The organism is Knoellia tibetensis (assembly GCF_048606415.1).
GTDB lineage: Bacteria > Actinomycetota > Actinomycetes > Actinomycetales > Dermatophilaceae > Knoellia > Knoellia tibetensis.
In genome coordinates this window covers 2337514-2362850 of record NZ_JBMBWF010000001.1, presented here as the reverse complement: position 1 = coordinate 2362850, position 25337 = coordinate 2337514, and the positions used below count along the sequence as shown (strand labels likewise).

Genomic DNA, 25337 nt, shown 5'->3' with positions numbered 1-25337 from the left:
GTCAGAGACCGGAGATGCGCCGCTCCGGGAGTGCGTCGTATGCCGTGTCCTCGGCCTCCGCGACCGGCTCCACCTGGGCGGCGGGGAGCGGGCGCTCGGGGGCGCGGGCCTTCATCGTGTAGGTCGGCGGGGGCACCGGGCGCGGGTCCCACGTGAGCGGGATGTCGTCCTCGTCGACCTCGGGCAGGGCCGGGGTGGTCTGCGCGGCCGGCTCGGGCGTGGCGGGCTCGGGGACCGAGGTCGCCGAGACGGGCTGCAGCTCGGCCGGCACCTCGGCACTGACGTCGAACGGAGCGGCGTCGACGGTCACGTCGTCCGCGGCGTCGACCGGACCGGCGTCGTCGGTGGAGGCGTTGACGAGGACCTCGGTCTCGACGACCGGAGCGGAGCGTCGGGCGGAGGGCGCCGACGCAGGCGCAGCCTCGGTGGTCCGGGTGCTCACGGTGGTGCGCCGCGTCGCGTCACGGCGAGCCTGCAGGCGTGACTCGCGACGCAGCTCCTGCTTGGCGCGGATCTCGGACTGCACGCCGGCGCGCAGCCACGCGAAGCTGCCGAGCGCCAGGGCGAGGGAAAGGAGCGGAGCCCACGCGACGACGACGCCGAGCACTGCGAGGACGGAGACGACGACGGTCCCGAGGAGGCCTGCCAGCAGCGAGATCCCGCGCACTGCCCGGCTCGGGTGCATCGGGGCGATCTCGGCCTCGACGACGCGCGACGCCGCGGAGGTGGACGCGGACGAGGACGTCGGCGAAGCGGCAGACGCCGACGACACGGTCGGACGAGCAGCCGACACCTCGACCCGCGACATGGTGTGCGCCTCGGCCCGCTTGACGGTGACCTGGGGGCGCATCGCACGGGCCGGGCTCACGGCATACGTGCGGGGGGCCTGGCTCCCGGTGTCGACGGACGGCAGGGGAGAACGACGCTCGAGGACCCGCATCGTCTCGGAGAAGGCGTCGACCGACCGGATCGTGGCGAGGTGCTCGCGACGACGGACCCAGTACTGGACGAAATAGGCAGCCCAGATCCCGATGATGACCAGGAAGATGAGGCTGCTCGGCTGCACGAGCACGACGTTATGCGGGCGAGACCTCAGGCAGTCGGACCCTCGACGGTGTGTCGCCCAAGTGACTGTTGTGACGAGTGGGTCAGACGGTCCCTGACGCTCCGGCCGCCCAGGTCCTCGGTCGTCAGCGCGAACGAACGGTGGTCGCGCCAGTCGCCGTCGATGTGGAGCATCCGCGGCCGCAGTCCCTCGTCGCGGAAGCCGAGCTTGCGGACGACGGCGAGGCTCGCGGCGTTCTCGGGGCGGATGTTGACCTCGACCCGGTGCAGCGCCAGCTCGGCGAAGGCGTGGTCGGCCGCGAGCGCGAGCGCGGTCGGCACGATGCCGCGGCCGGCCACGGCCTGGGCCACCCAGTAGCCGACGGTGCACGAGCGGAACGAGCCCAGGACGATGTTGCTCACGTTGACCTGGCCGACGAGCGCACCCTCGACCTCGATGACGAACGGCAGCATCCGCCCGGCGAGCGCCTCCTCCTGGTAGAACTCGACGACGTCGGTGAACGTGCGCGAGCCGGTCACCGGCACCGGAGAGGTCGCATCCCACGGCGAGAGCCAGTGCCGGTTGCGGCCGCGCACCGAGACGTACTCCTCCGCGTCCTCCGGCCGCAGCGGCCGCAGCAGGATCGGGAGCCCGCCGGGCGTCGTGCCGGTGAGGACCACGGACCACTCCTCGCGCGTCCGGCGCCAACGCATCAGTGGTCGCCCCCGGCGAGCTGGCTCAGCGCGTGACCGAGCACGGGCTCGAGGACGGCGAGGGCGTCGCGGACGCCACCGGTCGAGCCGGGCAGGTTGACGACAAGAGTGCGCCCGGCGACCCCCGCGAGACCTCGCGAGAGCATCGCGGTCGGCACGCCGGCCGCGACACCGGCAGCGCGGATCGCCTCGGCGACGCCGGGCACCTCGCGGTCGAGCAGCGGCGCGGTCGCCTCCGGTGTCCGGTCGGTCGGGCTGATGCCGGTGCCCCCGGTCGTGAGGACGAGGTCGGGGCTGGTCGCGAGCGCGGCGGACAGGGCTTCGGGCACGTCGGCGTCGGCCACGACGGTGGCGTCGTCGACGCCGGCGCCCCACCCGCGCAGCGCCTCGACGAGCAGCGCCCCACCCCGGTCCGGATAGACCCCGGCCGCGGCCCTGGTGGAGGCGGTGACGACGACGGCCCGGCGCCCGGAGAGGCCACCCGGGCCGGCGCCCTCGTGGTCGGCGCTCACTGCTCGACCCAGTCGCCGGAGCGGCCACCCGACTTCGCCGTGACGCGGACGTCGGTGATGCGGGCGTGCTTGTCGACCGCCTTGACCATGTCGACGAGGGCGAGGGCGGCGACGCTCACCGCGGTGAGCGCCTCCATCTCGATCCCCGTGCGGTCGGCGGTGCGGACGGTGGCGGAGATGTCGACGCCGTCGTCGGCGACGTGGAGGTCGACCGCGGCGGCGTGGACCGCGACCGGGTGTGCGAGGGGCACGAGCTCGGGCGTCCGTTTGACCGCCTGTATGCCGGCCAGCCGCGCGACCGCGAGCGCGTCCCCCTTGGGGACGGTCCCGTCCCGCAGGGCCGCGACGGCGTCGGCGGAGAGGAGGACCCGACCCCGGGCACTGGCCTCTCGCGCCGTGACGGCCTTGCCCGACACGTCCACCATGTGCGCCGACCCGTCGGCTCGCACGTGCGTCAGCCCCGGTCGGCCGGCCCCGTCGCCCATGTCGCTCGCCACACCGTCAATCCTGCCCCACGAGCGGGAGCAGGTGGACGGCGTCCCCCGGCTCGATCGTGGTCGTCGCCGCGTCGACGACGGCGAGGTGGGTCGCGGCGGCCAGCGCGCCGAGCATGTGCGATCCCTGGCCGCCCGACGGCCGGGCACCGTCGGGGCCGAGGACGACCCGGGTGAGCTCGACCTTCCCCGGCACCGACGACCACCCCGCCGCCGCGACGGCCGGGACGAGGGCCGGCTCGGGGTCGAGGCCCGCGAGCGCCCGGAGCACCGGCAGCACGAAGACGTGGAAGGAGGCGAACGAGCTCACCGGGTTGCCCGGCAGGGTGATGATCGGCGTGCGCCGCGGCCCCACGACGCCCGCGCCCTGCGGCATTCCGGGACGCATCGCCACCTTGGTGAAGTCGACCTCACCCGAGGACGTGAGCACCTCCTTGACGGTGTCGTAGGCACCCATCGAGACGCCACCGGTCGTGAGGACGAGGTCGGGCTCCCCGGGCACGTCGGCGAGGAGCGCGGCTGTCGCCTCCGCGTCGTCGCCGAGGTGCGTGGCACCGACGACCTCGGCGCCGGCGGCCTCGACGAGGGCGACGAGCATCGGCCGGTTCGAGTCGACGATCTGGCCGTGGTCGAGGTGGGTTCCCACGGGCACGAGCTCGTCGCCGGTGGAGAGCACCACGACGCGAGGCCTCGCGGCGACCGTCACCTCGGCGACGTTGGCCGCGGCGATGAGCGCCAGCCGGCCGGGCGTGACCCGCACGCCGGCCCGCAGGACGGGGTCACCGGCCCGCACGTCCTCACCACGGCGCCGCAGGTGACGCCCGGTCTCCGCGGCGAGGGTGAGCGAGACCCGCTCGACGCCGCCGTCGCTCTCCTCGACGGGCACGACCGCGTCGGCGCCTTCGGGCATCGGCGCGCCGGTCATGATCCGCATCGTCGCGCCGGGGCGCAGCTCGTGGCGGCGGGTGTCCCCCGCCGCGATGTCGCCGTCGACGTCGAGAACGACTGGCGACGCGGGAGTGGCGCCGTTGACGTCGGCCGAGCGGACGGCATACCCGTCCATGGCGGAGTTGTCGAAGCCCGGGAGGGCGACCGCCGCGACGACGTCGGCGGCGAGGACCCGCCCGAGCGCCTGCGAGAGCGGCACCGTCACCGGTGGCAGTGCCGAGACGAGCCCGACCAACGCGGCGCGGTGCTCCTCGACCGTCCTCACACGTCGCCCTCGAGGCGGGCGCCGTCCTCGATGGTGCGTGGCGAGTCCGCCCGGACCGTGACGTCGCCGACGCAGACGACGTCGCGCCCGAAGGTCACGTCCCCGTCGACGACGAGAGAGTGCGCCTCGCGGATCGACGGCACGCCGTGGGGGAAGCGCGCCTCGAAGTCCTCGATGAACTTGTAGTCCGAGGACAGGTCGACGAAGGGCTCGTCGTGGTCGATGAGCGAGACGACGCGGCTGGCGTCGTCGAGCTCGTAGAGGTCGGAGCGAACGAGGAGCAGCTCGTTGGTCGTCTTGACCGGCCGGAAGCGGTCGCGCGGGACGAAGAGCGCCTGCGAGCCCTCGAAGACCTCGACGGCGGTGCCCATCGAGGACTCGATCTGGATGACCGGCGTCGAGTCCTTCCGGGTGGGGTCGACGGTCTTGCGGTTGACGATGATCGGCAGCTCGAGCACCCCGGCGCGCTGCCTCAGCTCCTCGGCGAGCACGTCGAGGTCGACCCAGAGGTTGTTGACGTGGAAGTACTCGTGGCGCTCGTTGTCGGCGAAGTACTGCTCCTCCCCCGGGGCCACCTGCGCCGAGTCACGCAGGACGATCCGGCCGTCGCTGCGGCGCCGCGCGAGGTGACCGCCCTTGCGGTCGTTGCGCGTCCGCTCGCAGACCTCGGCGACGTAGGGCACCTCGTCGCGAGCCATCCACGCGGGGATCCGCGGGTCGAAGGTCGCACCGAGGTTGTCGCCGTTGGAGAGGAAGAGGTAGCGGATCCCCCTGTCCCGCAAGGTGTCGAGCAGCCCGCTCGACTGCAGTGCGATGTAGACGTCGCCGTGGCCGGGCGGGCACCACTCGAGCGCGGGGTCCTCGGGCCACGAGACCGGCGTGAGGTCGTCGCTACGCAGCTTGGGCTCGGCGCTCTGCAGGAAGGACAGCGGCAGGCCCTCGACCTCGAGGTCCGGGTGGCGGGCGAGGATCTCGAGGGTCTCCTCCTGGGTGCGGAAGGAGTCCATGAGGACGAGCGGCAGGTCGACCCCGTGGGTGCGGCGCAGGGCGAGGACCTGGCGGGCGATGATGTCGAGGAAGGTGAGCCCGTCGCGCACCTGGAGTGCGGTCTTCGGGCCCTGCACCCCCATCGACGTGCCGAGCCCGCCGTTGAGCTTGAGCACGGCTGAGCGCGCCAGCGCATGCGTCAGCTCGTCCGGGTCGGAGTCGAGATCCGCGAGCGAACGCACCGCACCGAGCGGCTCGATCGCGTCCTCGTGGATGTAGCCGGTGGCCTCGGCCTCGAGCAGCCCGTAGAAGCGGGTGAAGGCACCGACCGCCCGCTCGTCGACACCCCGCTCGCGCATGAGGTCGGTGGCCGCCCGCAGTCCGTCGTCACCCATGCGGCAACCCTAGGTGAGCGAGGCCCCCTCGTGCGGCCCCGTGCCCGGCGGCACACTGGTGCGATGGCGTCGACATCCCCGGCCGAGGACAAGACCGCCCTGCGCCCGGGGCTCCTGGCTCGGCGGCGCGAGCACATCAACGGACGTGACCGCGACGCCGACGACACGACACTCGCCGAGCACGTGCTTGCCCTCGTGGCCGACCTCGGGCTCGACGCCGGCGACACCGTCGCGGCCTACGAGTCGATGCGGACCGAGCCACCGCTCGCGGCGACCATCGATGCGCTCGTGGCACACGGCATACGGGTCCTCGTGCCGGTCACGTTGCCCGACAACGACCTCGACTGGTGCGACGCGACCGACCCCGCCCGTATGCCGGCCGGTCCCGGCGCGGTGTCTGCCGCCGGTCTCGTCCTCGCCCCGGGGCTCGCCGCCGACCGCACCGGCACCCGGCTCGGGCGCGGCGGTGGCAGCTACGACCGGGCGCTCGCGCGCAGGGCGGGCACGGCGAAGGTCGTCGTCGTCCTCCACCCGGGGGAGGTGTCCGCCGAGCCGCTCCCCCGCGACGACCACGACCTTCCCGTCGACGGCGTGCTCACCGCCGACGGGCTCGAGTGGTTCTGACGTCCGCTACCTGCCTGAGGTGACCGGCGTGAGGCGACGGGCGTGAGGTGAGGGGCGTGAGGTGATGGGCGCGGCTTGACGCGCGTCAGCTGCCCGGAACGAGCGCGAGCTCTTCGTCGGTCGCCTCGCGGACGGCCTTCTCGGTGAAGGGCCACGGCTGCTGCAGGCCCGCGACCCAGTCCTCGGTCTGGTCGTCGTAGTGGCCGTTGAAGACGTGACCGCTCGCGCCGGTCTGGTTGATCCACGTCGAGCGGTCGAACGACCCGACGTCGACGACCATGCGCATCGAGGGCGCCCATGTCGTCTCGTAGCCGAGGTTGGCGCGCCAGCCGTTGGCGTTGACGATCGAGGAGCCCCCGGGCATCTCGAACTCGCCGCGGTTGAAGATCGCGCGGACGACGCCGGGCACGCCGTCGCCACCCATGACCTGGTGGGTGAGCTCGAGCGTGTGCAGCTTGCCCCAGCGCCAGTCGTCGACGTCCTTGCCGATCTTGCGGGTCAGCTCGAGGCGGGCCTCGACCTGGGCCTGCCGCAGGATCTCGTCGCGGCTCTCGGTGACCCCCGGGGTCTGGCGGTTGTCCCACCACGGGCTCTTGGGGTTCTCGAGCAGGCGCGTCACGGCCGCCATGTGGCGGCTGTTGCCGTCGGCCTGGAGGTCCTCGGGGACCTCGTCGTCGAAGAGCAGCCGGAGCAGGTTGGCCCAGACGGCGTTGTAGTAGGCCGCGGCGGCACCGGCCCGCGAGTCGTCGGCGGGAGTCGTGAAGTCCCAGTCGCGCAGGAGGTCCTGCGCCTCGCGGGTGAAGGCGACCTCGGCCTCGGACTCGTCGGGGCCGGCGAGGGGCACGGCGAGCAGCGCCTTGACGAGCACCGGTGCGAACTGGTTGCGCGAGTCCATCTGGATCTCGGCCATCGTCGCGGCGGTGATGGTGCGACCGCCCTTGGTCGCCGCCTCGATCCGGTCGCGGATGCGCTGGGCGCGGTAGCCGTAGTCCCACTCGGTCGTGAGGAAGGGCGTCGAGCTCGCCGTCACCGCCTGGTTGGCGGTGACGATGAAGCCCTCGTCGGGGTCGAGGGCGGTCGGCATCGACTCGAAGGGGACGTAGCCCTGCCAGTCGTAGGTCTCGTCCCAGCCCGGCGCGGGCCAGTAGCCGGGTGGGGCGCCCTTGAACGCCGAGACGCGCACCGGGACCTGGCCGGGCGCCTGGTAGCCGATGTGGCCGTCGACGTCGGCATAGACGAGGTTCTGCGCCGGGACCGCGAAGAGCTGCGCGGCCTGCCGGAACTCGGTGAAGTCCTGCGCGACGTTGAGCGCGAAGATCGCGTCGGCGGTCTTGCCGGGCTGGAGTCCGGTCCACGCCATCGACACGGCGTAGTCCTGCGAGGTCGCCGGCGGCTGCCCCTCGACCTGCGGCACCGGCGAGCGCTCACCGGCGTCGTCGAGCGCGGGCAGGACGTCGGACATGATCGGGCCGTGGCGGGTCGACCGCACGGTGATCGTCTCGTCGGGCTGACCGGCGATCTTGATGACCTCGCGCCGGGTCTGCAGGGGCTCCCACGTCCGGCCGCGCTGGACCCGGTCGCCGTCGACCCGCTCGAGGTAGAAGTCGCTCACGTCGGGGTCGAGGTTGGTGAAGCCCCACGCGATCTTGTCGTTGTGGCCGATGACGACCCCGGGCACGCCCGAGAACGAGAAGCCGGCGACGTCGAGCGGGCACTGTTCGGACTTCTCGCGGCAGTGCAGCCCGACCTGGTACCAGATGCCGGGGATGCCCGGGGAGAGGTGCGGGTCGTTGGCGAGCAGCGGCTTGCCCGTCGCCGACGTGTCGGGGCCGATGACCCACGAGTTCGACCCGATGTCCTCGCCGCGACCCATGAGGGCGGGGATGGCTTCGAGCGCGCGGCCCACCGCGGCATACGCCTGCTGTGCGGACGGCGTGGCGAGCGCGTCGGCGGCCTCGCGCGAGGAGGTGCCGGTCGCCACGGACCGCAGCGCGGCCGGGACGCTCGACGAGACCTGGCCGCCGGTCCCCTTCGGCTGCCACTGGTCGGCCGAGAGGATCGGGGTGTTGGCGACGTCGTAGGGCGGGAAGAGGTCGGCGATCTGGGCGCCGGTGACGCGGGTCGAGAGACGAGCCCGGGCGAGCTCGTTGGCGTAGTCGCCGCGCAGGTCCCAGGCCATCGCCTTGAGCCACGCGATGGAGTCGGCCGGCGTCCACTTCTCGATGCGGTAGTCGGAGACGGTCGTGCCGAGGACGACGTACTCGAGCGAGGCCTGCGACGGCGAGCGGCCGCGCAGGTAGGCGTTGACGCCGTCGGCATAGGCCTGCAGCGTCGTGCGCGTCTGGGGGTCGAGGGTCGGCAGCTCGGCCTCGGCGGTGCGCCGCCAGCCCATCGTGCGCACGACCCGGTCGGTCTCGAGGCCGGCCTCGCCGACGAGCTCGGAGAGCCGTCCGGCCGTGACGTGGCGACGCAGGTCCATCTCGAAGAAGCGGTCCTGCGCGTGGACGAACCCCTGCGCCCTGGCGATGTCGGTGAGGCTGTCGCCGTAGATCTGCGGGATCCCCCGGTCGTCGCGGAGCACGTCGACCCGGGCCGCGAGCCCCGGGACCTTGATCTCGCCCTCGGTCTGCGGGAAGGACCGGCGGACCAGCGAGACACCGACGACGGACAGGACGAGGGCCGCGACGACGACGATGCCGCCGAGGACCAGGAGGGCGCGACGCGCGACGCGGAGGGGACTCACCCTGCGAGACTAGGACAGACCTCCGCAGGCACTCGCAAGGACGGGCCGTGATCACGACGTTGGGTATGCCGGGTGCCGCCACGTCGTCCTTCGTCGCACCTTCCACCGTCGTCACCGCCGAGCCGGACAACCTCCACGCGCTCTCGATCGCACTCCTCGTCGGGGCCGCCGTCCTCATCGTCGCCATCGCCGCGGTCAAGCTGTCGACCCGCTCGGGACTGCCCTCGCTGCTCATCTACCTCGGCATCGGGCTGGCCCTCGGCAACCGTGGTCTCGGCATCGACTTCTCCGACGAGGAGCTCACCCAGGTCCTCGGCTACGCCGCCCTCGTCCTCATCCTCACCGAGGGCGGGGTGACGACGAAGTGGGAGTCGATCCGGCCGTCGCTGGCACCCGCCGCCGCGCTCGCGACCGTGGGTGCGGTCGTCTCGATCGCCGTCGTCGCATGCGCAGCGAGGCTGGTCCTCGACATGACGTGGACGAGCGCGCTGCTCATCGGCGCCATCCTCGCCTCGACCGACGCCGCCGCCGTCTTCGCCGTCCTGCGCAAGGTCCCGCTCCCCCGTCACGTGAGCGGCATGCTCGAGGCCGAGTCGGGGTTCAACGACGCCCCGGTCGTCATCATCGTCACGGCCCTCGCCACCGGCTCCGCCGCCGGCACGGGGGTCGAGTCGTGGTGGTCGCTCGTCGTCCTCATCACCCTCGAGCTCGTCATCGGCTCCGTCGTCGGGCTCGCCGTCGGCTGGGTCGGTGGGCGGCTCATGGCTCGGGTCGCCGGCGGGTCGTCGGCGCTCTTCGCCATCGGCGTCATGGCCGTGTCGGTGCTCGCCTACGCCGCCGCCGACGTCGTCCACGCGTCGGGGTTCATCGCCTGCTACCTCGCCTCGCTCGTCCTCGGCAACACCGGACTGCCGCACCGGGCGTCGGTGTTGGGGTTCGCGACCGCGCTGGGCTGGCTGGCACAGATCGGTCTCTTCGTCATGCTCGGGCTTCTCGCCGACCCCGCTGGCTTCGCGTCCCAGATCCCGACCGCGCTCGTCCTCGGCCTCGTCCTCCTGCTCCTCGCCAGGCCGCTGTCGGTGCTTGCGTCGTGCACGCCGTTTCGGATCCCGTGGCGGACCCAGGCCTTCCTGTCGTGGGCCGGCCTGCGCGGCGCCGTGCCCGTCGTCCTCGCGACCGTGCCGGTGACCTCGGGGACGGCAGGGGTCGACGGGGTCTTCAACCTCGTGTTCGTCCTCGTCATCATGTTCACGCTCGTCCAGGCACCGACCCTGCCGTGGGTCGCGCACCGGCTCGGGCTCGACCGTGCCCACCACACCTTCGACCTCGCTCTCGAGGCCACGCCCTTCGACGACATCGGCGCGCACCTGCTCGAGGTGACCGTCGGGCCGCGCTCGCGCCTCGCCGGCGTCCAGGTCTACGAGCTGCGACTGCCCGTGGGAGCCAACGTCGCGCTCGTCGTGCGCGACGAGTCCTCGTTCGTGCCCAAGGAGACGACGCCGCTGAGGCGCGGCGACCAGCTCCTCGTCGTCACCCCGGCCACCCTCCGGTCGACCGTGGAGAAGCGACTGCGCGACGTGAGCCGCCAGGGCCGCCTCGCCGGCTGGTCGACCGCCGACTGACCCCGGCTTGCGTCCGCAACCGTGGTGGCCAGGTCGTCACCTCTGCGGACGCAAGCGGGTGGGTATGCCGTCCACGACGGGTGGGCGGCCGGCATACCGGAGCATCCCCGCGCGTTCCGTATCCTTGAGAACGCTCACCCGCATTGCCCAGGGAGGAACCCCCGTGCCCACGTATGCCTACGCGTGCCGCGACTGCGATCACCGCTTCGAGGCGGTCCAGTCCTTCAGCGACGACTCGCTCTCGGTCTGCCCGGAGTGCGAAGGGTCGCTGCGCAAGGTCTTCAACTCGGTCGGTGTCGTCTTCAAGGGCGGCGGCTTCTACCGCACCGACTCGCGTTCCTCGTCGAGCAGCTCGACGCCCCCGAGCACGTCCTCTTCGTCGGACTCCGGCTCGGGCTCGAGCAGCTCGTCCGGCTCCTCGTCGGGATCGCCGTCGAGCACGACGAGCGCCGCCGCCTCGGCCTGACGCCTCCTCGCGCGGCCGAGCCGGGTCACTCCTCCCGGTCGGCGCGCTGACCCTTGCGGTGCGGTTTGCGGTCGGCCCCGTGTGGCCGGCCCGGACGACCCCGGTCCTCGCGGAGCTCGATGAGCTGACCCGAGATCCGGGTGCCGCGCAGCTTCTCCCAGGTGCCCGGCGGCAGGGTCGCCGGCAGCTCGACGAGCGAGTGGTCGGCGCGGATGTCGATCCGCCCGAAGTCCTGTCGGCCGAGGCCGCCCTCATTGGCGAGGGCACCGACGATCTGGCGCGGCTCGACGTGCTGGCGACGGCCCACGGCGATCCGGTAGTTCGTCATCGGACCCGACGTGCCGTGCTTCGGACCACGGTCCGGCCGCTCGGCGCGGCCGCCCCGCTCACCCCGGTCGTCACGGCGCGGGCCACGGTCGTCGCGCTCGCGGCGAGGCGGGCGCACGGGCTCGGGGTCGAGGAGCATCGGCTCATCGCCCCGCAGGACGATGGCGAGGGCGGCGGCCACGTCGCCCTCGGGCACGTCGTGGTTGCGGACGTAGTGCGCGATGACGTCCCGGAAGGCGTCGAGGTCGCTGGACTGCAGGGCCGTCGTGATGCGGTCGTCGAAGCGGCCGAGGCGGGTGGCGTTGATGTCCTCGACCGAGGGCAGCTGCATCTCGGTGAGAGTCGTCTTGGTGGCCTTCTCGATCGCCTTGAGGAGGTACTTCTCCCGTGGCGTGACGAAGGAGATCGCGTCACCGGTGCGTCCGGCGCGGCCGGTGCGGCCGATGCGGTGGACGTAGGACTCGGTGTCGGTGGGGATGTCGTAGTTGACGACGTGGCTGATCCGCTCGACGTCGAGGCCACGGGCGGCGACGTCGGTCGCGACGAGGATGTCGAGCTTGGCGGCCTTGAGCTGGGCCACGGTGCGCTCGCGCTGGGCCTGGGCGACGTCGCCGTTGATGGCGGCGGCGGAGAAGCCACGCGCCCGGAGCTTCTCGGCGAGCATCTCGGTCTCGTTCTTGGTGCGAACGAAGACGATCATCCCCTCGAAGTTCTCGACCTCGAGGATGCGGGTCAGGGCGTCGATCTTCTGCGGGTAGGAGCAGAAGAGGTAGCGCTGGGTGATGTTGGGCGCCGTCGTCGTCTTGCGCTCGACCGTGATCTCGAGGGCGTCGGTGAGGTACTTCTTCGAGATGCGCCGGATCTGCGACGGCATCGTCGCCGAGAAGAGCGCGACGTGCTTGTCCTCGGGGGTGTCGGCGAGGATCGTCTCGACGTCCTCGGCGAAGCCCATCTTGAGCATCTCGTCGGCCTCGTCGAGGACGAGGAAGCGCAGCTCGGAGAGGTCGAGGGTGCCCTTCTCGAGGTGGTCCATGATGCGGCCGGGCGTGCCGACGACGATGTGGACGCCGCGGCGCAGGGCGCTCAGCTGGACGCCGTAGCCCTGCCCGCCGTAGACGGGGAGCACGTGGACGCCGGGCATGCGGGAGGCGTACTTCTCGAACGCCTCGCAGACCTGGAGGGCGAGCTCGCGGGTGGGCGCGAGGACGAGGGCCTGCGGCGTCTTCTGCCTGAGGTCGAGCCGGCTGAGGATCGGCAGCGCGAAGGCCGCCGTCTTGCCCGTGCCGGTCTGGGCGAGGCCGACGACGTGGCGACCCTCGAGCAGTGCCGGGATCGTCGCCGCTTGGATCGGCGACGGCGTCTCGTAGCCGACGTCCTTGAGCGCCTTGACCACCCGCTCGTCGAGACCGAGGTCGGCGAAGGCCGGCTGCTGCGGCTCGTCGGACCCGGTGGGGGGTTTCTGCGCCTCGGCCTGCTCGGCCTGGTCGGTCGAGTTCGGGTGGTCGGGGTGGTCCTGCGCCTCGGTCGTGCTGTCGTCGCTCACTGGTCGACCGTAGTGCCGCAGGTGCCACGATCGCGAGTCCCGTTTCCCCCGACCAGTGGCGACGCGGGCCCATCGTCCACAGGGGCACGTCCCGGCCGCGACCGTCCACAGGTCCCCGACGCGACCACGCAGGCCGTCGGTGACCCGGCCTAGCGTCCGTGGCATGCCCACGTTCCGTCTCCCTGCACCACGTCGCCCGGCCCTCCTCGGACCGTCCCGGCGGGCGCGCTGGCGACGACGGGTACTCCGCCGGGCCGCGGCCGGGGCGTGTGCCGCGGTGGCAGCACTCCTCCTCGTCGGTGTGGTGCGTCCGCCACCACCGCCGACCACGCCGGTCGTCGTCGCCGCACGCCCGCTCGCGGCCGGCGCGGTCCTCGAACCGGGCGACCTGCGCGTCGAACGCCGTCCCGGCGCCTCCCCGCCACCGGCGTCGGTCGACGAACCCGGAGCGCTCGTGGGTCGCCGCGTGGGTTCCCCGGTGGCGGCGGGCGAGGTGCTGTCGACCACCCGACTCGTCCCGCGCTCGGCCGCCGACGGCGCACCGCCCGGGACGGTCGCGGCCCGGCTCGTGGTCGCGGACCAGCGGGCGCTCGACCTCGTCTCGGCCGGGCGTCGCGTGACCATCTATGCCGACACCGGTGGCCTGGCTCTCGTCCACGACGCACTCGTCCTGGGCACGGACACGCCCGAACGGACATCGCTCACCGGATCGTTGCCGGGCGCCGACGACATGGGCGCCGGGCTGGTGCTCGCACTCGAGCCGACGGCACTCGACCGGATCTTCGCTGGTCAGCGACCCGAGGGTGGCCCACCACGCGTGCTCGCGGTCGTCACCAGCTGAGTGGGCTGGTGGGAGGCGGGCACGAGCCACGCAGGGGGCACCGCTCCCTGCCACGTCCTGACTTGTACCGTGGCAGGCGCCTCGGCGCGAGACACGTGGGGGGCATCTCTCCGACACGAAAGGCAGAAACCATGAGTGGGTTCAAGGACTTCGTCCTGCGGGGCAACGTGGTCGAGCTCGCCGTCGCCGTCGTCATCGCCGGCGCCTTCGGCAAGGTGGTCGAGGCCATGGTCAACGTCCTCATGGACATCATCGGCAAGATCGGTGACCAGCCGGACTTCTCCGACTGGAAACCCGGCGGCATCTCCATCGGCGCCTTCCTCACCGTGCTCATCTCGTTCCTCATCCTTGCGGCGGTCGTCTACTACTTCGTCGTGAAGCCCTACGCCGCAGCCAAGGAGCGGTTCTTCCCGAGCGAGCCCGAGACCGAGACCATCGACCCCAACACCGAGCTCCTCAAGGAGATCCGCGACAGCCTGCGCGCGCGTCCGAACCTCTGACGGAGACGCATCACCCGGACCACCACCGGAACCGCCACGAAGCGGGAGGCAGCACCGCCGCCTCCCGCCCCGGAGTCATGTCTCAGGACCAGTGCGGCGGTCGGTTCTCCCGCAGCCACCGGCCCGTGGCGTCGTCGTCGCCGCGCTCGCCCCAGCCCTCGTCGGTGTCGTCCTTGGTCTGCTCGATCGTGCGGCGCTTGGCCCCATCACCGCTCCCCTCCTCGGGACCCGGCAGGGACGGCACCGCCGCCACCTCCGCCTTCGCCGCGTCGGCCGCGTCCGCGGGCCGGGGCGGTGTGGGCCGGCTCGACGTGAGGCCCGCGTCCGAACCGACCCGCTGCGGGGAGCTCGTCGCCCGGCGCCGGCGACGGGTCACGAGCCCCCGCCCTCAGCGAGGGCCTGGATGCGCGAGACGTCGCGCGCCGGGTCGCGGAAGGCATCACGGGTCCAGACGCGCACGTGCTTCCAGCCCAGCCGGCCGAGGTGCTCGGCCCGCAGTCGGTCGCGGTCGCGGGCGCTCGTCATCGAGGCGTACTCCGGCCCATCGGACTCGACGGCGACGAGCAGCCGGCCCCGGCGCTGCGGGTCCTCGACGGCCAGGTCGATCGGGTCCGCCGACGAGCCGTAACGCTCGTGCACGACGAGCCCGCTCGCCCGGAGCCGACGCGCGAACTCCGCCATGACGACCGACTGCACGGGTGAGCTCGGCGCCACCTCCACGGGCTTCCCGGTCTCGGCCGCCGCCGTCGACGACGCGGCGTGGGCGAGGAAGTCGCGCAGCATCTGGGCCCCGCGGGACTTGAGGCGGGCGGGGTCGAGCTCATCGGCGCCGATCGAGGAGACGACGGTCATCCGCTTCTTGGCCCTGGTGATCGCGACGTTGAGGCGACGCTCGCCGCCCTCGTTGTTGAGCGGGCCGAAGCGGTGCAGGACCCGCCCGTGGGGGGTCTTGCCGTAGCCGACCGACAGGATGATGGCGTCACGCTCGTCGCCCTGGACCCGCTCGAGGTTCTTGACGAAGAAGCGCTCGTGGACGTCCTCGGTGAAGAACGCCGCCGTCTGGGCGTCGAGCCCCTGGAGTGCCCGGCGCAGGGCGTCGTCGAGCCGCTGCGTGTGGGCCAGCCCGAGCGCGATGACGCCGAGGCTCTCGCCGGGTCGGGTTCTCGCGTGCTCGAGGACGAGGTCGACGACCCGCTCGACCTCGGCCTGCGTCGTCTCGACGCTCGCCGCACCCTCGGCGACGACCCCGACGCCGTCGACGAGCTCGTGGCGCAGCACCGGTGCCGATCCCGTCCCCGGGAAGGTGACGAGCGAGCCGTCGTAGACCTGCTCGTTGGCGAAGGAGATGAGCCGTTCGTCCTGCGAGCGGTAGTGCCACGACAGGCGGCGGCTGGGCAGCGTCGCGGCGAGGACGTCGAGAATCGACTCGACACCCTCGCTGAGGGCGTCGTCGGGGCTCGCCTCGTCCCCGTCGGACACGGTCGTGAAGAACGACGTCGGTGGCAGCTGGTTGGCGTCGCCGGCGAGGACGACCTGCCGCGCACGAGAGATGGCCGACACGGCCTCGGCCGGCGGGATCTGGGAGGCCTCGTCGAAGACGACGACGTCGAAGGTCACCCCGGGCGGCAGGACCGACGCAACGACGAGCGGGCTCATGACCCAGCACGGGCGGACCGCGGTGAGCAGCTCACCCGCCACCGGGAGGAGGTCGCGCAGCGAACGGTGCCGGCGGGACTTCGCACCCTCGGCGCGCACCAGGCTCTCCAGCTCCGGGGAGTCACCGAGGACACGGTCGACGTTGGCGCGAACCGCGGCTCGCACGCGGGAGGCGTTCTGCCGCAGCACCTCGCGGTCGGCGCCGGCGAACTCGCTCACCGTCCGCCGCAGGTCCTCGCCGTCGTGAGCGCCCACCCGCGAGTCCCGCAGTGCGATGTCGTCGAGGACCGAGCTCCACCAGACGAAGTCAGCCTCGCCGGCGACATCGTCGGCCTTGACCCGGCGGGCGGCGAGGTCTTCGAGCAGGGCACCGAGCCCGGCCTCGCGCATCGACTCGACAGGTCCGAGGATCGAGGGCACGACGGCCAGCCGGTCCGGTGCGTCGGCGAGCGCCTGGAGCCGCTGGCCCAGCTCGTCGCGCGGCACGTCGAGCAGCGACGGCGCGTCGGCAGCGCCCGGGACGCGCTCGTCGAGCCAGTCCAGGTCGGCCGCGAGGACGGCATACGCCTCGAGGGCGCGGTCGAGGTCTGCAGGCATCTCGGGACGGCCCCCGGCGCCGGCCATCTCCTTCCACGCGCTGCGCTGGTCGCTCGCGGCGAGCAGCGCTGCGTGCAGGTCGGCCGGGGGTCGGCCGGGGCGGACGAAGCGACGGGCTTGCCGACGCAGGCTACGACGCTCCCACCAGCCCAGCTCGGAGCCGACGGACGCGCGGTAGTCGGACGTGCCGGTCGCGGCGACGAACTCACCGAGCGGCACGTCGAAGACCTCCGGCCGGAAGGTCTCGAGGGTGTCGCGCACCTGGGCGACCGTGTCGAGGATCCGTCCCCAGTCGCGCACCGTCCGTGAGTCCGGCAGACGCAGCCCGGTGAAGACGTCGGCGAGGGTCCGGCCGACGTCGGTAACGCCGTCTCCGGCCCATCGCTCGACGAGCTCCCGGGCGCGGACGGCCTCGTCGGCGGTCCGCACGGCGGCGCCGTACCAGGGATCGGCACCCGGCTCGGTCTGCCACGCGCCGAGCGACGCGACGCGGGTCAGCTCACGGGTGAGGACCTCGTAGCGGTCGCGCGGCAGCGCCTGCAGCGCCTCGCCCCGGATGCGCACCCGCGAGTGAGGCGGGCGCGGGGCCGAGCCGAGAGCGCTGATCGCCTCCTGCACGTCGTGCACCGAGACGCCCCAGGGGTGGCGCGGCTCGTGCATCGCGTCCCGGTGGTCGCGCAGCGTTGCGGCTGCGGTGCGCAGCCGGTCGACGTCACGGCTCGGCGGGTCGGCCGGCCTCGCCGACCGGCCGGGCAGCGCCTCGGCGAGCTCGGTGGCGATACGTCGCCGTCCGCGCGCGCCGTCGTGCAGGTCGAGGACGAGGTCGCCGAGGCCGACGCGGTCGAGCCGGCCGACGACGGCGTCGATCGCCGCGCGCTTCTCGGCGACGAAGAGGACCCGCTTGCCGTCGGCCGCGAGCGCGGCGACGAGGTTGGCGATCGTCTGCGACTTGCCCGTGCCGGGCGGGCCGTGGATGACGAGGTGCGCGCCGGACCGGGCTGCGTCGATGGCCTCCTGCTGCGACGAGTCGGCGTCGAGGATGAGCAGCCCGCTCGCGGGATCGGGGACGACGTCGGAGGCGCGGCTCGGCAGCTCGTGGCGGACCGAGCGCATGGCCGTCGGGTCCCCGGCGATGGCCGCGATGACGTCGTGGTCGGCGAGCGCGTCGCCCTGGGCGGCGAGGTCGGCGACCATCGGCAGCTTGGCGTAGGAGAACGTCCCGAGGACGAGCCGGGGCGCCACCTGGAAGTCCGGCACGGACGCGCACTCCTCGGTGAGCGTCGCGAACGCCGGATACGGGTCGAACCCGTTGGGGGTGTGGGCCAGCCCCTCGAGCCGGTCGGCGTCCAGGGTGATGCCCTGCTCCGAGGCGAGATAGTGCTCGAGCACAGGGTTGAGCTCGATCTCGTCGCCGAGGTCGAGCTCGTAGTCGTCGTGCTGTGGCGTCGTCGGACGCAGGGTGCAGCTGCGCAGCAGCACCGGCGCGGCGGGCTCGCGCCCGGAAGCGGCGCCCGAGCGCCCGAGGCTCCACGTCGCCATCCCCACCGCGACGAAGCCGGTGTCGATGCCCCGCTCCTCGCGCAGCTCGCGCGCCTTGCCTGCGATGGTGCGTGCGCGGCGGCGGGCCTCGTCGAAGGCGGCCGGCTCGCGCACGAGGTCGCTGAGCCGGGTCGGGCGGCCCGCGAGCAGCATGGCCACGCCCCCGGGGTGGGCCGTGGTGAGGTCGAGGGTGCCGGAGGGGAGGTCGCGGTACCAGAGCAGGGTGTTGCGGCCACCGAGGTCGACGAGGTGCCGGGTCCAGCCCTTGACGGCGTGGCGGACCTTCTCGGTCCGCGAGTCGATCTCTGACTGCGGTCCGGATTCGCTCACCGCAGCAGGCTAACAACGACCCGCCCGTATGCCGGGTGCGCCACTCGCGTGCGGCAGCCCGCGCTCGCCCAGCGTCCGGGGCGTCTCGCGGATCGGGAAGGATGGCGGCCATGACCCCGGATGCAGCGTCGCAGCCCGCCCCCGCCTCCACCGACCTCGTGCAGGTCGTCCGGCACGACTCCGGGGTGGTCGAGCTCGTCCTCAACCGCCCGGAGGCGATGAACGCGGTGTCGACGGCGATGGCCGCGGCCCTCACCGGGGCCGCCACCGGCCTCGCGGCCGACGACACCGCCCGTGCGGTCGTCGTCTCGTCGTCGCACCCCAAGGCCTTCTGCGTCGGGGCGGACCTCAAGGAGCGCAACGCCCTCACCGACGACGAGCTGCGCGCACAGCGGCCCGGCAACCGGACGGCATACCGGAGCGTCCTCGACCTGCCGGTGCCCGTCATCGCGGCGGTCGACGGCTACGCGCTCGGCGGCGGCTGCGAGATCGCGCTGTCGTGTGACCTCGTCGTGGCCTCGCGGGCAGCGACGTTCGCGCTGCCCGAGGTGTCGGTCGGGGTCATCCCCGGGGGCGGCGGAACCCAGCTCCTCACCCGCCGGGTCGGGTGGTCGCGCGCCGCCGACCTCATCTTCACGGCCCGGCGCATCGGGGGCGAGGAGGCGCTGGCGCTCGGGGTCGTCGACCGCGTCGTCGACGACCCGCGGGCCACCGCGCTCGAGCTCGCGGCCCGGATCGCGGCCCACTCCCCCGTCGGCGTGCGCAACGCCAAGGCCGCGATGCGTGGGGGCATGGACGTCTCGCTGGCCGAGGGACTCGACATCGAGGACGCGCGCTGGCACGACACCGCGTTCAGCGCCGACCGCGCCGAGGGTGTCGCGGCGTTCGCCGAGAAGCGCACGCCGAACTGGCCCGGGCTCAGCGGGCGCTGACCGCCTCCCGGTCACGCAGGAGCAGCGCCGCCGCCCCGATCGAGACAGCGATGACGAGGGCACCGAGCGCGAGTGCGGAGAAGCTGGCCCGGTCGACGACGACCCCCGCGAGCGCCCCACCGAGACCCGCCGACAGGCCCATGACGAGGTCGCTCGCACCCTGGGCGCCGGGACGCTCCCCGGTGGGCACCGCGGCCGTGAGCAGGGTCGAGCCCGAGACGAGCGTGCACGACCACCCGAGGCCGAGCAGGAAGAGCGCGACGAGCAGCCGGGTGGAGTGCCCCATCGGCGCCGATGATGCGAGCAGCGTCGCGACGACGAGGATGCCGGACCCGACCATCGCGACGGCGCGCCCGCCGAGACGGTCGACGGCCATGCCGGTGAGCGGCGAGAACGCGAACATGCCGAGGATGTGCATGCTGATGACGAAGCCGATGATCGTGAGGTCGGCATGGCCGTGACGCATGTGCAACGGCGTCATGACCATGACGCTCACCATCGTCACGTGTCCCAGGGCGAGGGTGAGGACGCCGAGCAGCGCCTGGGGGCGTGCGGCGATGACGCGCAGGCCCCGCGTGATCGAGCCGTGCGTCGGGCCGGCCGCATGAGGGTCGAGGTCGGCGGCGCGACGACGCGCCTCGACGAGGGGGTCGGGTCGCAGCCGCGTGAAGAGGACGACCACGGCCAGGGTCAGCCCGACGAGCGAGAAGACGAACGGTCCGGTGAGCCGTGGGATCCCGAGCAGGCGTGAGACCGGTTCGCTCGGCCCGACGAGGTTGGGCCCGAGGACGCTGCCGATCGTCGTCGCCCACACGACGAGGCTGAGGTCACGCCCACGGTGCGCCGGCTGCGCGAGGTCGGCCGCGGCATACCTCGCCTGGTTGTTCGACGCGGTCGAGCCGCCGAAGAGCAGGCTTGCGGCGAGGAGCAGCGCGAAGCTGCCGACGATGCCCGAGGCGATGAGGCCGAGGGCGCCGACGAAGGAGAGGACGTAGCCGAGCGCGAGCCCCGGCCTGCGACCGCGCGCCGCGCTGAGCCGGGCCATGGGGACGGCGATGAGCGCGGACCCGATGACCTGGAACGTCGAGCCGAGGCCGGCATACGTCGGCGAGCCGGACACCTCCTCGGCGAGCAGCGCCCCGACCGCGACCCCGCTGGCGAGCGAGATGCCACCGAGCACCTGTGACATCGACAGCGTCGCGACGGTCCGCCGCTGCACCGGGTCGTCGTGCGTGGTCCCCTCGAGCGGTGCGGCGTCGGTCACCCGCCCGAGTATGCCGTCCCACCCCGTCCGCCCCTCACCTCACCCGTCCCGACATGCCCACGCAGAGCGTGGGACCCGCCGCCCGGAGTGGGTTGCGCGCACTTCGGAGCGGAACGGTCCTGCTGCGCACTGCACCCTTCCCACCTAATGTCGCGCGCGTGCCGTCGCTCTCGCCGCGTCAACTAGGCTGGTCCGCGGCCTCCGGGCCTCCCCGCCTCCGTAGCTCAGGGGAAGAGCACTTCTCTCCTAAAGAAGGTGTCGCAGGTTCGAATCCTGCCGGGGGCACCCTGTCCGACACGCGGAAACGCGACGGCGCGTCCGACCGACCCGCCGCCCCGTGGCCCGCAGTGGCACCACGTGGGACATCCCGAGCCTGCCCCGCCGAGCCGCTCGCTGAGCGGAGTTCGTCGTGCGCGGCCGGGGCGGTACCGGGCCCGTGTCCAATGGCATCATCGAACTCGTGGAAGGAGGAACGCGAGACCCGTCGGTCGATGAGGTCATGCGTCTGGCGCGGACCCTGAACAGTCCTGTGGGGACACAGCCGACACTGCGCGAGATCGTCGCCCAGTCCGTGCTCGTGGTCCCGAGCGACGTGGCCGCCGCCTTGGTCGCCGGTCGGATCACCGACCGGCAGGCCCAGTTCGCGGCGACCACCGACGAAGCCCTCACCGACGTCGTTGCCGGCGTCGCCGGTGCTGCTGGCACGAGCCCCGGCTGGACTGCCTTCGACCAGGGCCGGACCTGCCTCGTGTCGGACCTGGCCGCCGAACAGGGTTACGGCGCCTACCCGGAGCAGATCGTCGCGATGACACCGATCAGATGCGTCTTGTCCGTTCCCTTGATCGGTGACGGCAAGGTGGTGGGCGTCCTCACCAACTACTCACACAGGGTGGGGGCCTTCGGGCCCGTCGAGGTCGAGCGGGCCGAGCTCCTCGCCGAGGTGGCCGGCTTGGCGCTCACCACCGCGTCCACCGAAGACCGCTCTCTCAACCTCGCCAAGGCCCTCGAGAGCAACCGGACGATCGGCGCGGCCATGGGCATCCTGGTCGAGCGCTACCGCCTGAGCGAGGACCTGGCCTTCGACGTCCTGCGGGCCTGCAGCCGGGACCACAACCGCAAGCTCGTCGATGTCGCCGAGGCTTTGGTCCTCACTGGACTCCTCCCGGACGAGCAGCGGAACGTCCACCGCCTTCAGGGGACGAAGCGGTAGGCGTCGCACCCTTCATGCACAGCAGTGGCCCCTGTCGCGCACATGCGGACAGGGGCCACTGCTCGGCTGGTCGACGATCATGACGTCGGCGACCTTCCGACGAGAGGGTCAGCGGTCGCGACCGAGCTCCTCCACACCGTCGGTCTCGATGTGCTCCTTGCGGACCTCACCGGAGACCTGCTCCTGCTCGGTGACCTGCTCCTTCTCGAGCCGGACCCGCTCGACCGGAACGGCCTCGGTGGCGACGACCGGCCTCTCCTCGTGGAGCGTGACCTCGTGCTCCTCCTCGGAGATGTCGGGACCCGCCATCGCCTCGTCGCGGTTGGCCTCGGTGATCGGCTCGCGCTCGACCCGGACCTCCTCACGGGTGACCGGGACGGTGACCTGCTGCTGCTCGGTGGTGACGTACTTGCGAAGCCGAGCCCGGCCGGCCTCGCGGCGCTCGGTGCCCACCTTGAGCTGCTCCTCGGAGCGCGTCATCGCGTCGTCGATGTCGGGGCCCGAGGTGTCCCCACGGTCGCCGAGATCAGTGCGGTCACCGCTGGTGAGACTGGTCAGGACCTCGGAGTCGAGGCGATGACGCTCTACCGGTACGTCAACGGTCGCGAGGACCTTCTCGAGGCCGTCGTCGACCGGCTCGTCAACGAGCTGAGCGTCGACCCGGGCGGACAGATGCAACCCATGGACGGCTGGCAGGCGTTCCTCCAGTGGATGGCCCACGAGGTACGCCGGCTGGCGCTCGACCACCCCAACGCCTTCCCGCTCGTCGCGACCCGTCACCCTGCGGCGCCGTGGCTGCGGCCGCCCCTGCGCAGCCTGCGAGTCGTGCAGGACTTCCTCGACGGGCTCACCTCGCGTGGGTTCACCGACGACCAGGCTGCCGCTGCCTACCGCTCGTTCACCAGCTTTCTGCTGGGGCACCTCCTGCTCGAGTCCGCGGCCTCGGGCGCCAGCACGGCGCCCGTCGAGGAGCCCCTCAACGAGGGTGACGCCGATGTCCCCAACGACGATGTCGACCTGGACCTCGATGACTTCCCAGCGGTCATGCGCCTGCGGTCGAAGCTCTCGGAGGACCACACGGAGGCCGAGTTCGAGGCCGCCCTCGAAGCGCTGCTCGAGCGCATGGACCTGGCCCTGAGCCAGTGACGGACCGAGATGGGCTTCCGCGGGCGCAACACCTTCGGCCAGCGGTAGGGACCCGCCTTGCGCGCCCCTGCCGGGACACCAGCTGAGGCGCCGGCAGCAGCGGGCCGGCGCCCGGAGCCGGGTCGCATGCCGTGGGCGCCGGGAGGGTAGGACCCTGCCAGACCCGGGCCGCATCGGCTTGGCCGACGGAGGGAGCGCCACTCGTGTATGCGGACCACCTACTCGTCCCGTGGTTCGACTCCTTGTCGGCCGCGGTGCCCGGCCTCTCCGTGGTCGATGCCCACACCCACATCGGCGGCAACGACCCTGGCGGCTTCACATCGCAGGTCGACGAGCTCGTCGAAGCCCTGGCGCTGGTGGACGGCCGCGCGGCCGTCTTCCCGATGTCGGAGCCCGGGGGCTACCGGCAGGCGAACCTTTCCTGCACGGAGGCCGCGGCCGAGCACCCCGACCGGCTGGTCGCCTTCGCCCGAGTGACGCCCGAGGAGAACCCTCGTGGACTGCTCGAGGAGGCCCTCGACGCCGGTGCGCGAGGCATGAAGCTGCACCTGTCGAGCGACGAGTTCTCGCTGGACGACCCACGGCTCGCCGGTGCGCTCGACCTCGCCGACGAGCAGCACCTCCCCGTCATGGTGCATGCCGGACCTGAGGTCGAGTCCCTCCGAGCCAGCGTCCTGGCGGCCTGCTCGGGTCGGCCCGGGATGCAGATGATCCTGGCCCACTGCGCGATCCCCGACCTGGCTCATCTGGCACCCCACGTCGACGACGTGCCCAACCTCTTCTTCGACACGTCCTGGTGGACGCCGGCGAACCTTCTGGCGCTGCTGCGCCTCGTGCCGCCGGGGCGCGTCCTCGCGGCCAGTGACCTGCCCTACTCGACACCGCTCGCCGCCACCGTCGCGACGGTCCGGTGCGCCTGGCAAGCCGGTCTGGGCCCCGAGGAGGTCCTGTCGGTCGCCGGGGGCCAGATGTCCCGGTTGCTCGACCGCGAGCAGCCCCTCGATCTGGGTCCTGCCCCGTCGCAGCGCGATGACCCTAAGACGGCCGAGGCCTCCCCCTTCTCCTCCGTGCTCGAAGTCGTCACGACCAACCTTCTCGCGTCCGTGGAGGCAATGCAGCGCGGGCTCGAGCCCGAGGTCCCGCTGCAGGTCGCCCGCCATGCCTGCTCGGTCCCCACCGGGCAGCCCGACGAGGCGGTGCTGACCTCGGTGCTCCGGCTGCTCGACCTCTACGACGAGCACCGCGACGCCCTGCCTCGACGCAACCCGTTCACTCCCGGCCGGGACGTCCTGCTCACCGCCGCGGTTGTGGCCCGGACCCCTGCGGCACCCCTACCCTGACGCGCGGTTTCGGCCCCTACGGAGGGGGTAGGTCAGCCATGTCCGGCGAAGGCGTGCAGGCGTCCTCACAGCACCAGACCGAAAGCAGGACCTGCTCAACCTCGATCGGATCGGACCGGTCGACACTGGGGACCGGAGGCACGACAATGGAAGCAGACTGGAGGTGACGTCGTGACCGTTGTGTCGGAGGCAGCCGCCGACCGAGCGCGGACGGCCGCGGAGCGACTGGTCGAGCTCCGTCGGCGGATGCGAGCACTCGAGGAGGGTCGACCGTCCACCGAGGAGGACGTCAGACAGGCTCGCCGTCGGGCACTCGTCCAGATGCGGGCCGTCGAGGAGGCACGCCGCCGGCTCATGCTGACGACACAGGCTGCTGCCACGAGGCGCGCGCAGCGGGCGGAGCAGCTCAGGCTGGCCCGCCAGCAGTCCGTTCGCCTCAACGACGACGTTCGCAGCGTGACCCACCAACAGGCCGACAGCAGTCTGTGCGCTGCGGGACAGCCACCCGCCGACGACGGAGCGGCGGCCCCCTCCACCGAGCTCATTCGCCTTCGGCAGGGCATGACGGCGCTCATCGTGTGGGACGGCGAGTCGTCGCCCTACCGGCTGGAGCGGAGGCAGGTCTGGGCCGAGCGCGTCGTCGCCACGTCGAGGGCGGCCGACTGGAAGGGCTGGCTGACGGCCGTCTGCGAGGTGGCGGTCGAGGGCCTGGCCGGCGTTCGCGGAGCGGCCATCACCGTGAGAACGGGACAGACGCCCGAGCTCACGGCGTCGAGCGACCCGTGGGCGGAGTCGGTGCAGGACCTGGAGCTCGTCCTCGGTGAGGGCCCGTCGGCCGACGCCCAACGCCGCGGACGGACCGTGCTGGTGCCACGCGACTCCCACGACGACGACAGGTGGATCGCCTACGCGTCGGCGGCCGAGCCCATGGGTGTCGCCGGCACGCTCGCCGTGACCCTCTGGTCCGCAAGCACGTGCGTGGGCACGCTGACCTTCTACGGGCACGCCGACGTCGAGGACTGGCAGCCCCGCCACGACGACGCGGCATCGTTGGCAGAGATCGCCTCCGCGGTGCTCATGGCCGACGTGGAGACGGTCCGGCTCGGAGCCCGGGCGCCGAGCCAGTCGGTGCACGTCGCCGTCGGAATCCTCTCCACGCAGCTGGCCATCTCTCTCGACGAGGCCTCGGCGCTCCTGCGCGCACACGCCTTCGCCATCGGCGTCCCGCTGACCCAGCTCGCACGCGAGGTGACCACCGGGCAGAGCGACCTCGGGAGCAGCGACCCCACGAGCTGAGG

Annotated in this window: 21 protein-coding genes, 1 tRNA gene and 1 pseudogene; 11 read left to right on the top strand and 12 right to left on the bottom strand. The window is 72.6% G+C overall.

Annotated features, from left to right (window positions below; translation table 11 throughout):
• Nucleotide 1: 1 nt before the first annotated feature.
• From ACOJV7_RS11115 to ACOJV7_RS11090, 6 genes are read right to left on the bottom strand one after another with little or no spacing between them, the layout of a single operon-like run.
• Nucleotides 2-1066, bottom strand: a complete 1065-nt coding sequence (locus ACOJV7_RS11115; RefSeq protein ID WP_420190209.1) for a hypothetical protein — start codon at nucleotides 1064-1066, stop codon at nucleotides 2-4.
• A 26-nt stretch (nucleotides 1067-1092) separates the two neighbouring features.
• On the bottom strand, nucleotides 1093-1725 hold the full coding sequence (locus ACOJV7_RS11110) for a GNAT family N-acetyltransferase (protein WP_420190208.1): 633 nt from the start codon (nucleotides 1723-1725) through the stop codon (nucleotides 1093-1095).
• Nucleotides 1726-1757: 32 nt separating this feature from the next.
• Entirely contained in the window at nucleotides 1758-2270 is a 513-nt protein-coding gene (locus tag ACOJV7_RS11105; RefSeq protein ID WP_420190207.1) for a MogA/MoaB family molybdenum cofactor biosynthesis protein, read from the bottom strand.
• Complete coding sequence (gene moaC, locus ACOJV7_RS11100; protein ID WP_420190404.1) at nucleotides 2267-2755, bottom strand: cyclic pyranopterin monophosphate synthase MoaC; 489 nt, start codon at nucleotides 2753-2755, stop codon at nucleotides 2267-2269. Before moaC ends, ACOJV7_RS11105 begins: the two co-directional genes overlap by 4 nt.
• Nucleotides 2756-2771: 16 nt before the next feature.
• Nucleotides 2772-3977, bottom strand: a complete 1206-nt coding sequence (locus ACOJV7_RS11095) for a molybdopterin molybdotransferase MoeA (protein WP_420190206.1) — start codon at nucleotides 3975-3977, stop codon at nucleotides 2772-2774.
• Nucleotides 3974-5359 carry a UTP--glucose-1-phosphate uridylyltransferase gene (locus ACOJV7_RS11090; RefSeq protein ID WP_420190205.1) on the bottom strand — a complete coding sequence of 462 codons (1386 nt, stop codon included), beginning with the start codon at nucleotides 5357-5359 and terminating at the stop codon, nucleotides 3974-3976. The genes ACOJV7_RS11095 and ACOJV7_RS11090 overlap by 4 nt, the downstream gene beginning before the upstream one ends.
• A 63-nt stretch (nucleotides 5360-5422) precedes the next feature.
• Between ACOJV7_RS11090 and ACOJV7_RS11085 the strand changes: the two genes are divergently transcribed.
• Entirely contained in the window at nucleotides 5423-5983 is a 561-nt protein-coding gene (locus ACOJV7_RS11085; RefSeq protein WP_420190204.1) for a 5-formyltetrahydrofolate cyclo-ligase, read from the top strand.
• Nucleotides 5984-6068: 85 nt separating this feature from the next.
• Here ACOJV7_RS11085 and ACOJV7_RS11080 read toward each other — a convergent pair whose 3' ends face one another.
• Complete coding sequence (locus tag ACOJV7_RS11080) at nucleotides 6069-8726, bottom strand: penicillin acylase family protein (protein ID WP_420190203.1); 2658 nt, start codon at nucleotides 8724-8726, stop codon at nucleotides 6069-6071.
• Nucleotides 8727-8773: 47 nt separating this feature from the next.
• Here ACOJV7_RS11080 and ACOJV7_RS11075 point away from each other — a divergent pair, with 47 nt between their 5' ends.
• Nucleotides 8774-10348, top strand: coding sequence for a potassium/proton antiporter (locus ACOJV7_RS11075; RefSeq protein WP_420190202.1), 1575 nt, complete (start codon nucleotides 8774-8776; stop codon nucleotides 10346-10348).
• A gap of 163 nt (nucleotides 10349-10511) precedes the next feature.
• Complete coding sequence (locus ACOJV7_RS11070) at nucleotides 10512-10814, top strand: FmdB family zinc ribbon protein (protein ID WP_420190201.1); 303 nt, start codon at nucleotides 10512-10514, stop codon at nucleotides 10812-10814.
• A 25-nt stretch (nucleotides 10815-10839) separates the two neighbouring features.
• Here ACOJV7_RS11070 and ACOJV7_RS11065 read toward each other — a convergent pair whose 3' ends face one another.
• Entirely contained in the window at nucleotides 10840-12684 is a 1845-nt protein-coding gene (locus ACOJV7_RS11065; RefSeq protein ID WP_420190200.1) for a DEAD/DEAH box helicase, read from the bottom strand.
• Between the two features lie 163 nt (nucleotides 12685-12847).
• Between ACOJV7_RS11065 and ACOJV7_RS11060 the strand changes: the two genes are divergently transcribed.
• Both ACOJV7_RS11060 and mscL read left to right on the top strand, forming a co-directional pair.
• The gene (locus tag ACOJV7_RS11060; protein ID WP_420190199.1) at nucleotides 12848-13525 is read left to right on the top strand and encodes an SAF domain-containing protein; all 678 of its coding nucleotides are present in this window, start codon (nucleotides 12848-12850) and stop codon (nucleotides 13523-13525) included.
• A gap of 131 nt (nucleotides 13526-13656) precedes the next feature.
• The gene (gene mscL, locus ACOJV7_RS11055) at nucleotides 13657-14025 is read left to right on the top strand and encodes a large conductance mechanosensitive channel protein MscL (protein ID WP_420190198.1); all 369 of its coding nucleotides are present in this window, start codon (nucleotides 13657-13659) and stop codon (nucleotides 14023-14025) included.
• Nucleotides 14026-14107: 82 nt separating this feature from the next.
• Here mscL and ACOJV7_RS11050 read toward each other — a convergent pair whose 3' ends face one another.
• Together ACOJV7_RS11050 and ACOJV7_RS11045 are read right to left on the bottom strand one after the other, a co-directional pair.
• The gene (locus tag ACOJV7_RS11050; protein ID WP_420190197.1) at nucleotides 14108-14401 is read right to left on the bottom strand and encodes a hypothetical protein; all 294 of its coding nucleotides are present in this window, start codon (nucleotides 14399-14401) and stop codon (nucleotides 14108-14110) included.
• A complete protein-coding gene (locus tag ACOJV7_RS11045; protein WP_420190196.1) occupies nucleotides 14398-18147 on the bottom strand; it encodes an AAA domain-containing protein in 3750 nt (1249 codons plus the stop codon). The genes ACOJV7_RS11050 and ACOJV7_RS11045 overlap by 4 nt, the downstream gene beginning before the upstream one ends.
• Nucleotides 18148-18257: 110 nt before the next feature.
• Between ACOJV7_RS11045 and ACOJV7_RS11040 the strand changes: the two genes are divergently transcribed.
• Complete coding sequence (locus tag ACOJV7_RS11040) at nucleotides 18258-19079, top strand: enoyl-CoA hydratase/isomerase family protein (RefSeq protein ID WP_420190195.1); 822 nt, start codon at nucleotides 18258-18260, stop codon at nucleotides 19077-19079.
• On the opposite strand, the gene ACOJV7_RS11035 is transcribed toward ACOJV7_RS11040, so the two are convergent.
• The gene (locus ACOJV7_RS11035) at nucleotides 19066-20343 is read right to left on the bottom strand and encodes an MFS transporter (protein WP_420190194.1); all 1278 of its coding nucleotides are present in this window, start codon (nucleotides 20341-20343) and stop codon (nucleotides 19066-19068) included. The genes ACOJV7_RS11040 and ACOJV7_RS11035 overlap by 14 nt on opposite strands.
• A 213-nt stretch (nucleotides 20344-20556) precedes the next feature.
• On the opposite strand from ACOJV7_RS11035, the gene ACOJV7_RS11030 reads away from it, so the two are divergent.
• Nucleotides 20557-20628, top strand: a tRNA-Arg gene (locus ACOJV7_RS11030).
• A gap of 124 nt (nucleotides 20629-20752) precedes the next feature.
• Nucleotides 20753-21553, top strand: a complete 801-nt coding sequence (locus ACOJV7_RS11025; protein ID WP_420190193.1) for a GAF and ANTAR domain-containing protein — start codon at nucleotides 20753-20755, stop codon at nucleotides 21551-21553.
• A gap of 108 nt (nucleotides 21554-21661) precedes the next feature.
• On the opposite strand, the pseudogene ACOJV7_RS11020 reads toward ACOJV7_RS11025, so the two are convergent.
• A pseudogene (locus ACOJV7_RS11020) lies at nucleotides 21662-22099 on the bottom strand (YsnF/AvaK domain-containing protein); the annotation flags it as partial.
• Nucleotides 22100-22129: 30 nt separating this feature from the next.
• Here ACOJV7_RS11020 and ACOJV7_RS11015 point away from each other — a divergent pair.
• The 3 genes from ACOJV7_RS11015 (at nucleotide 22130) to ACOJV7_RS11005 (ending at nucleotide 25335) form a co-directional block, all read left to right on the top strand.
• Nucleotides 22130-22699 carry a TetR/AcrR family transcriptional regulator C-terminal domain-containing protein gene (locus ACOJV7_RS11015; RefSeq protein ID WP_420190192.1) on the top strand — a complete coding sequence of 190 codons (570 nt, stop codon included), beginning with the start codon at nucleotides 22130-22132 and terminating at the stop codon, nucleotides 22697-22699.
• 203 nt (nucleotides 22700-22902) lie between these two features.
• Complete coding sequence (locus tag ACOJV7_RS11010; protein ID WP_420190191.1) at nucleotides 22903-24039, top strand: amidohydrolase family protein; 1137 nt, start codon at nucleotides 22903-22905, stop codon at nucleotides 24037-24039.
• Nucleotides 24040-24210: 171 nt separating this feature from the next.
• Nucleotides 24211-25335 carry a hypothetical protein gene (locus ACOJV7_RS11005; protein ID WP_420190190.1) on the top strand — a complete coding sequence of 375 codons (1125 nt, stop codon included), beginning with the start codon at nucleotides 24211-24213 and terminating at the stop codon, nucleotides 25333-25335.
• Nucleotides 25336-25337: the final 2 nt, after the last annotated feature.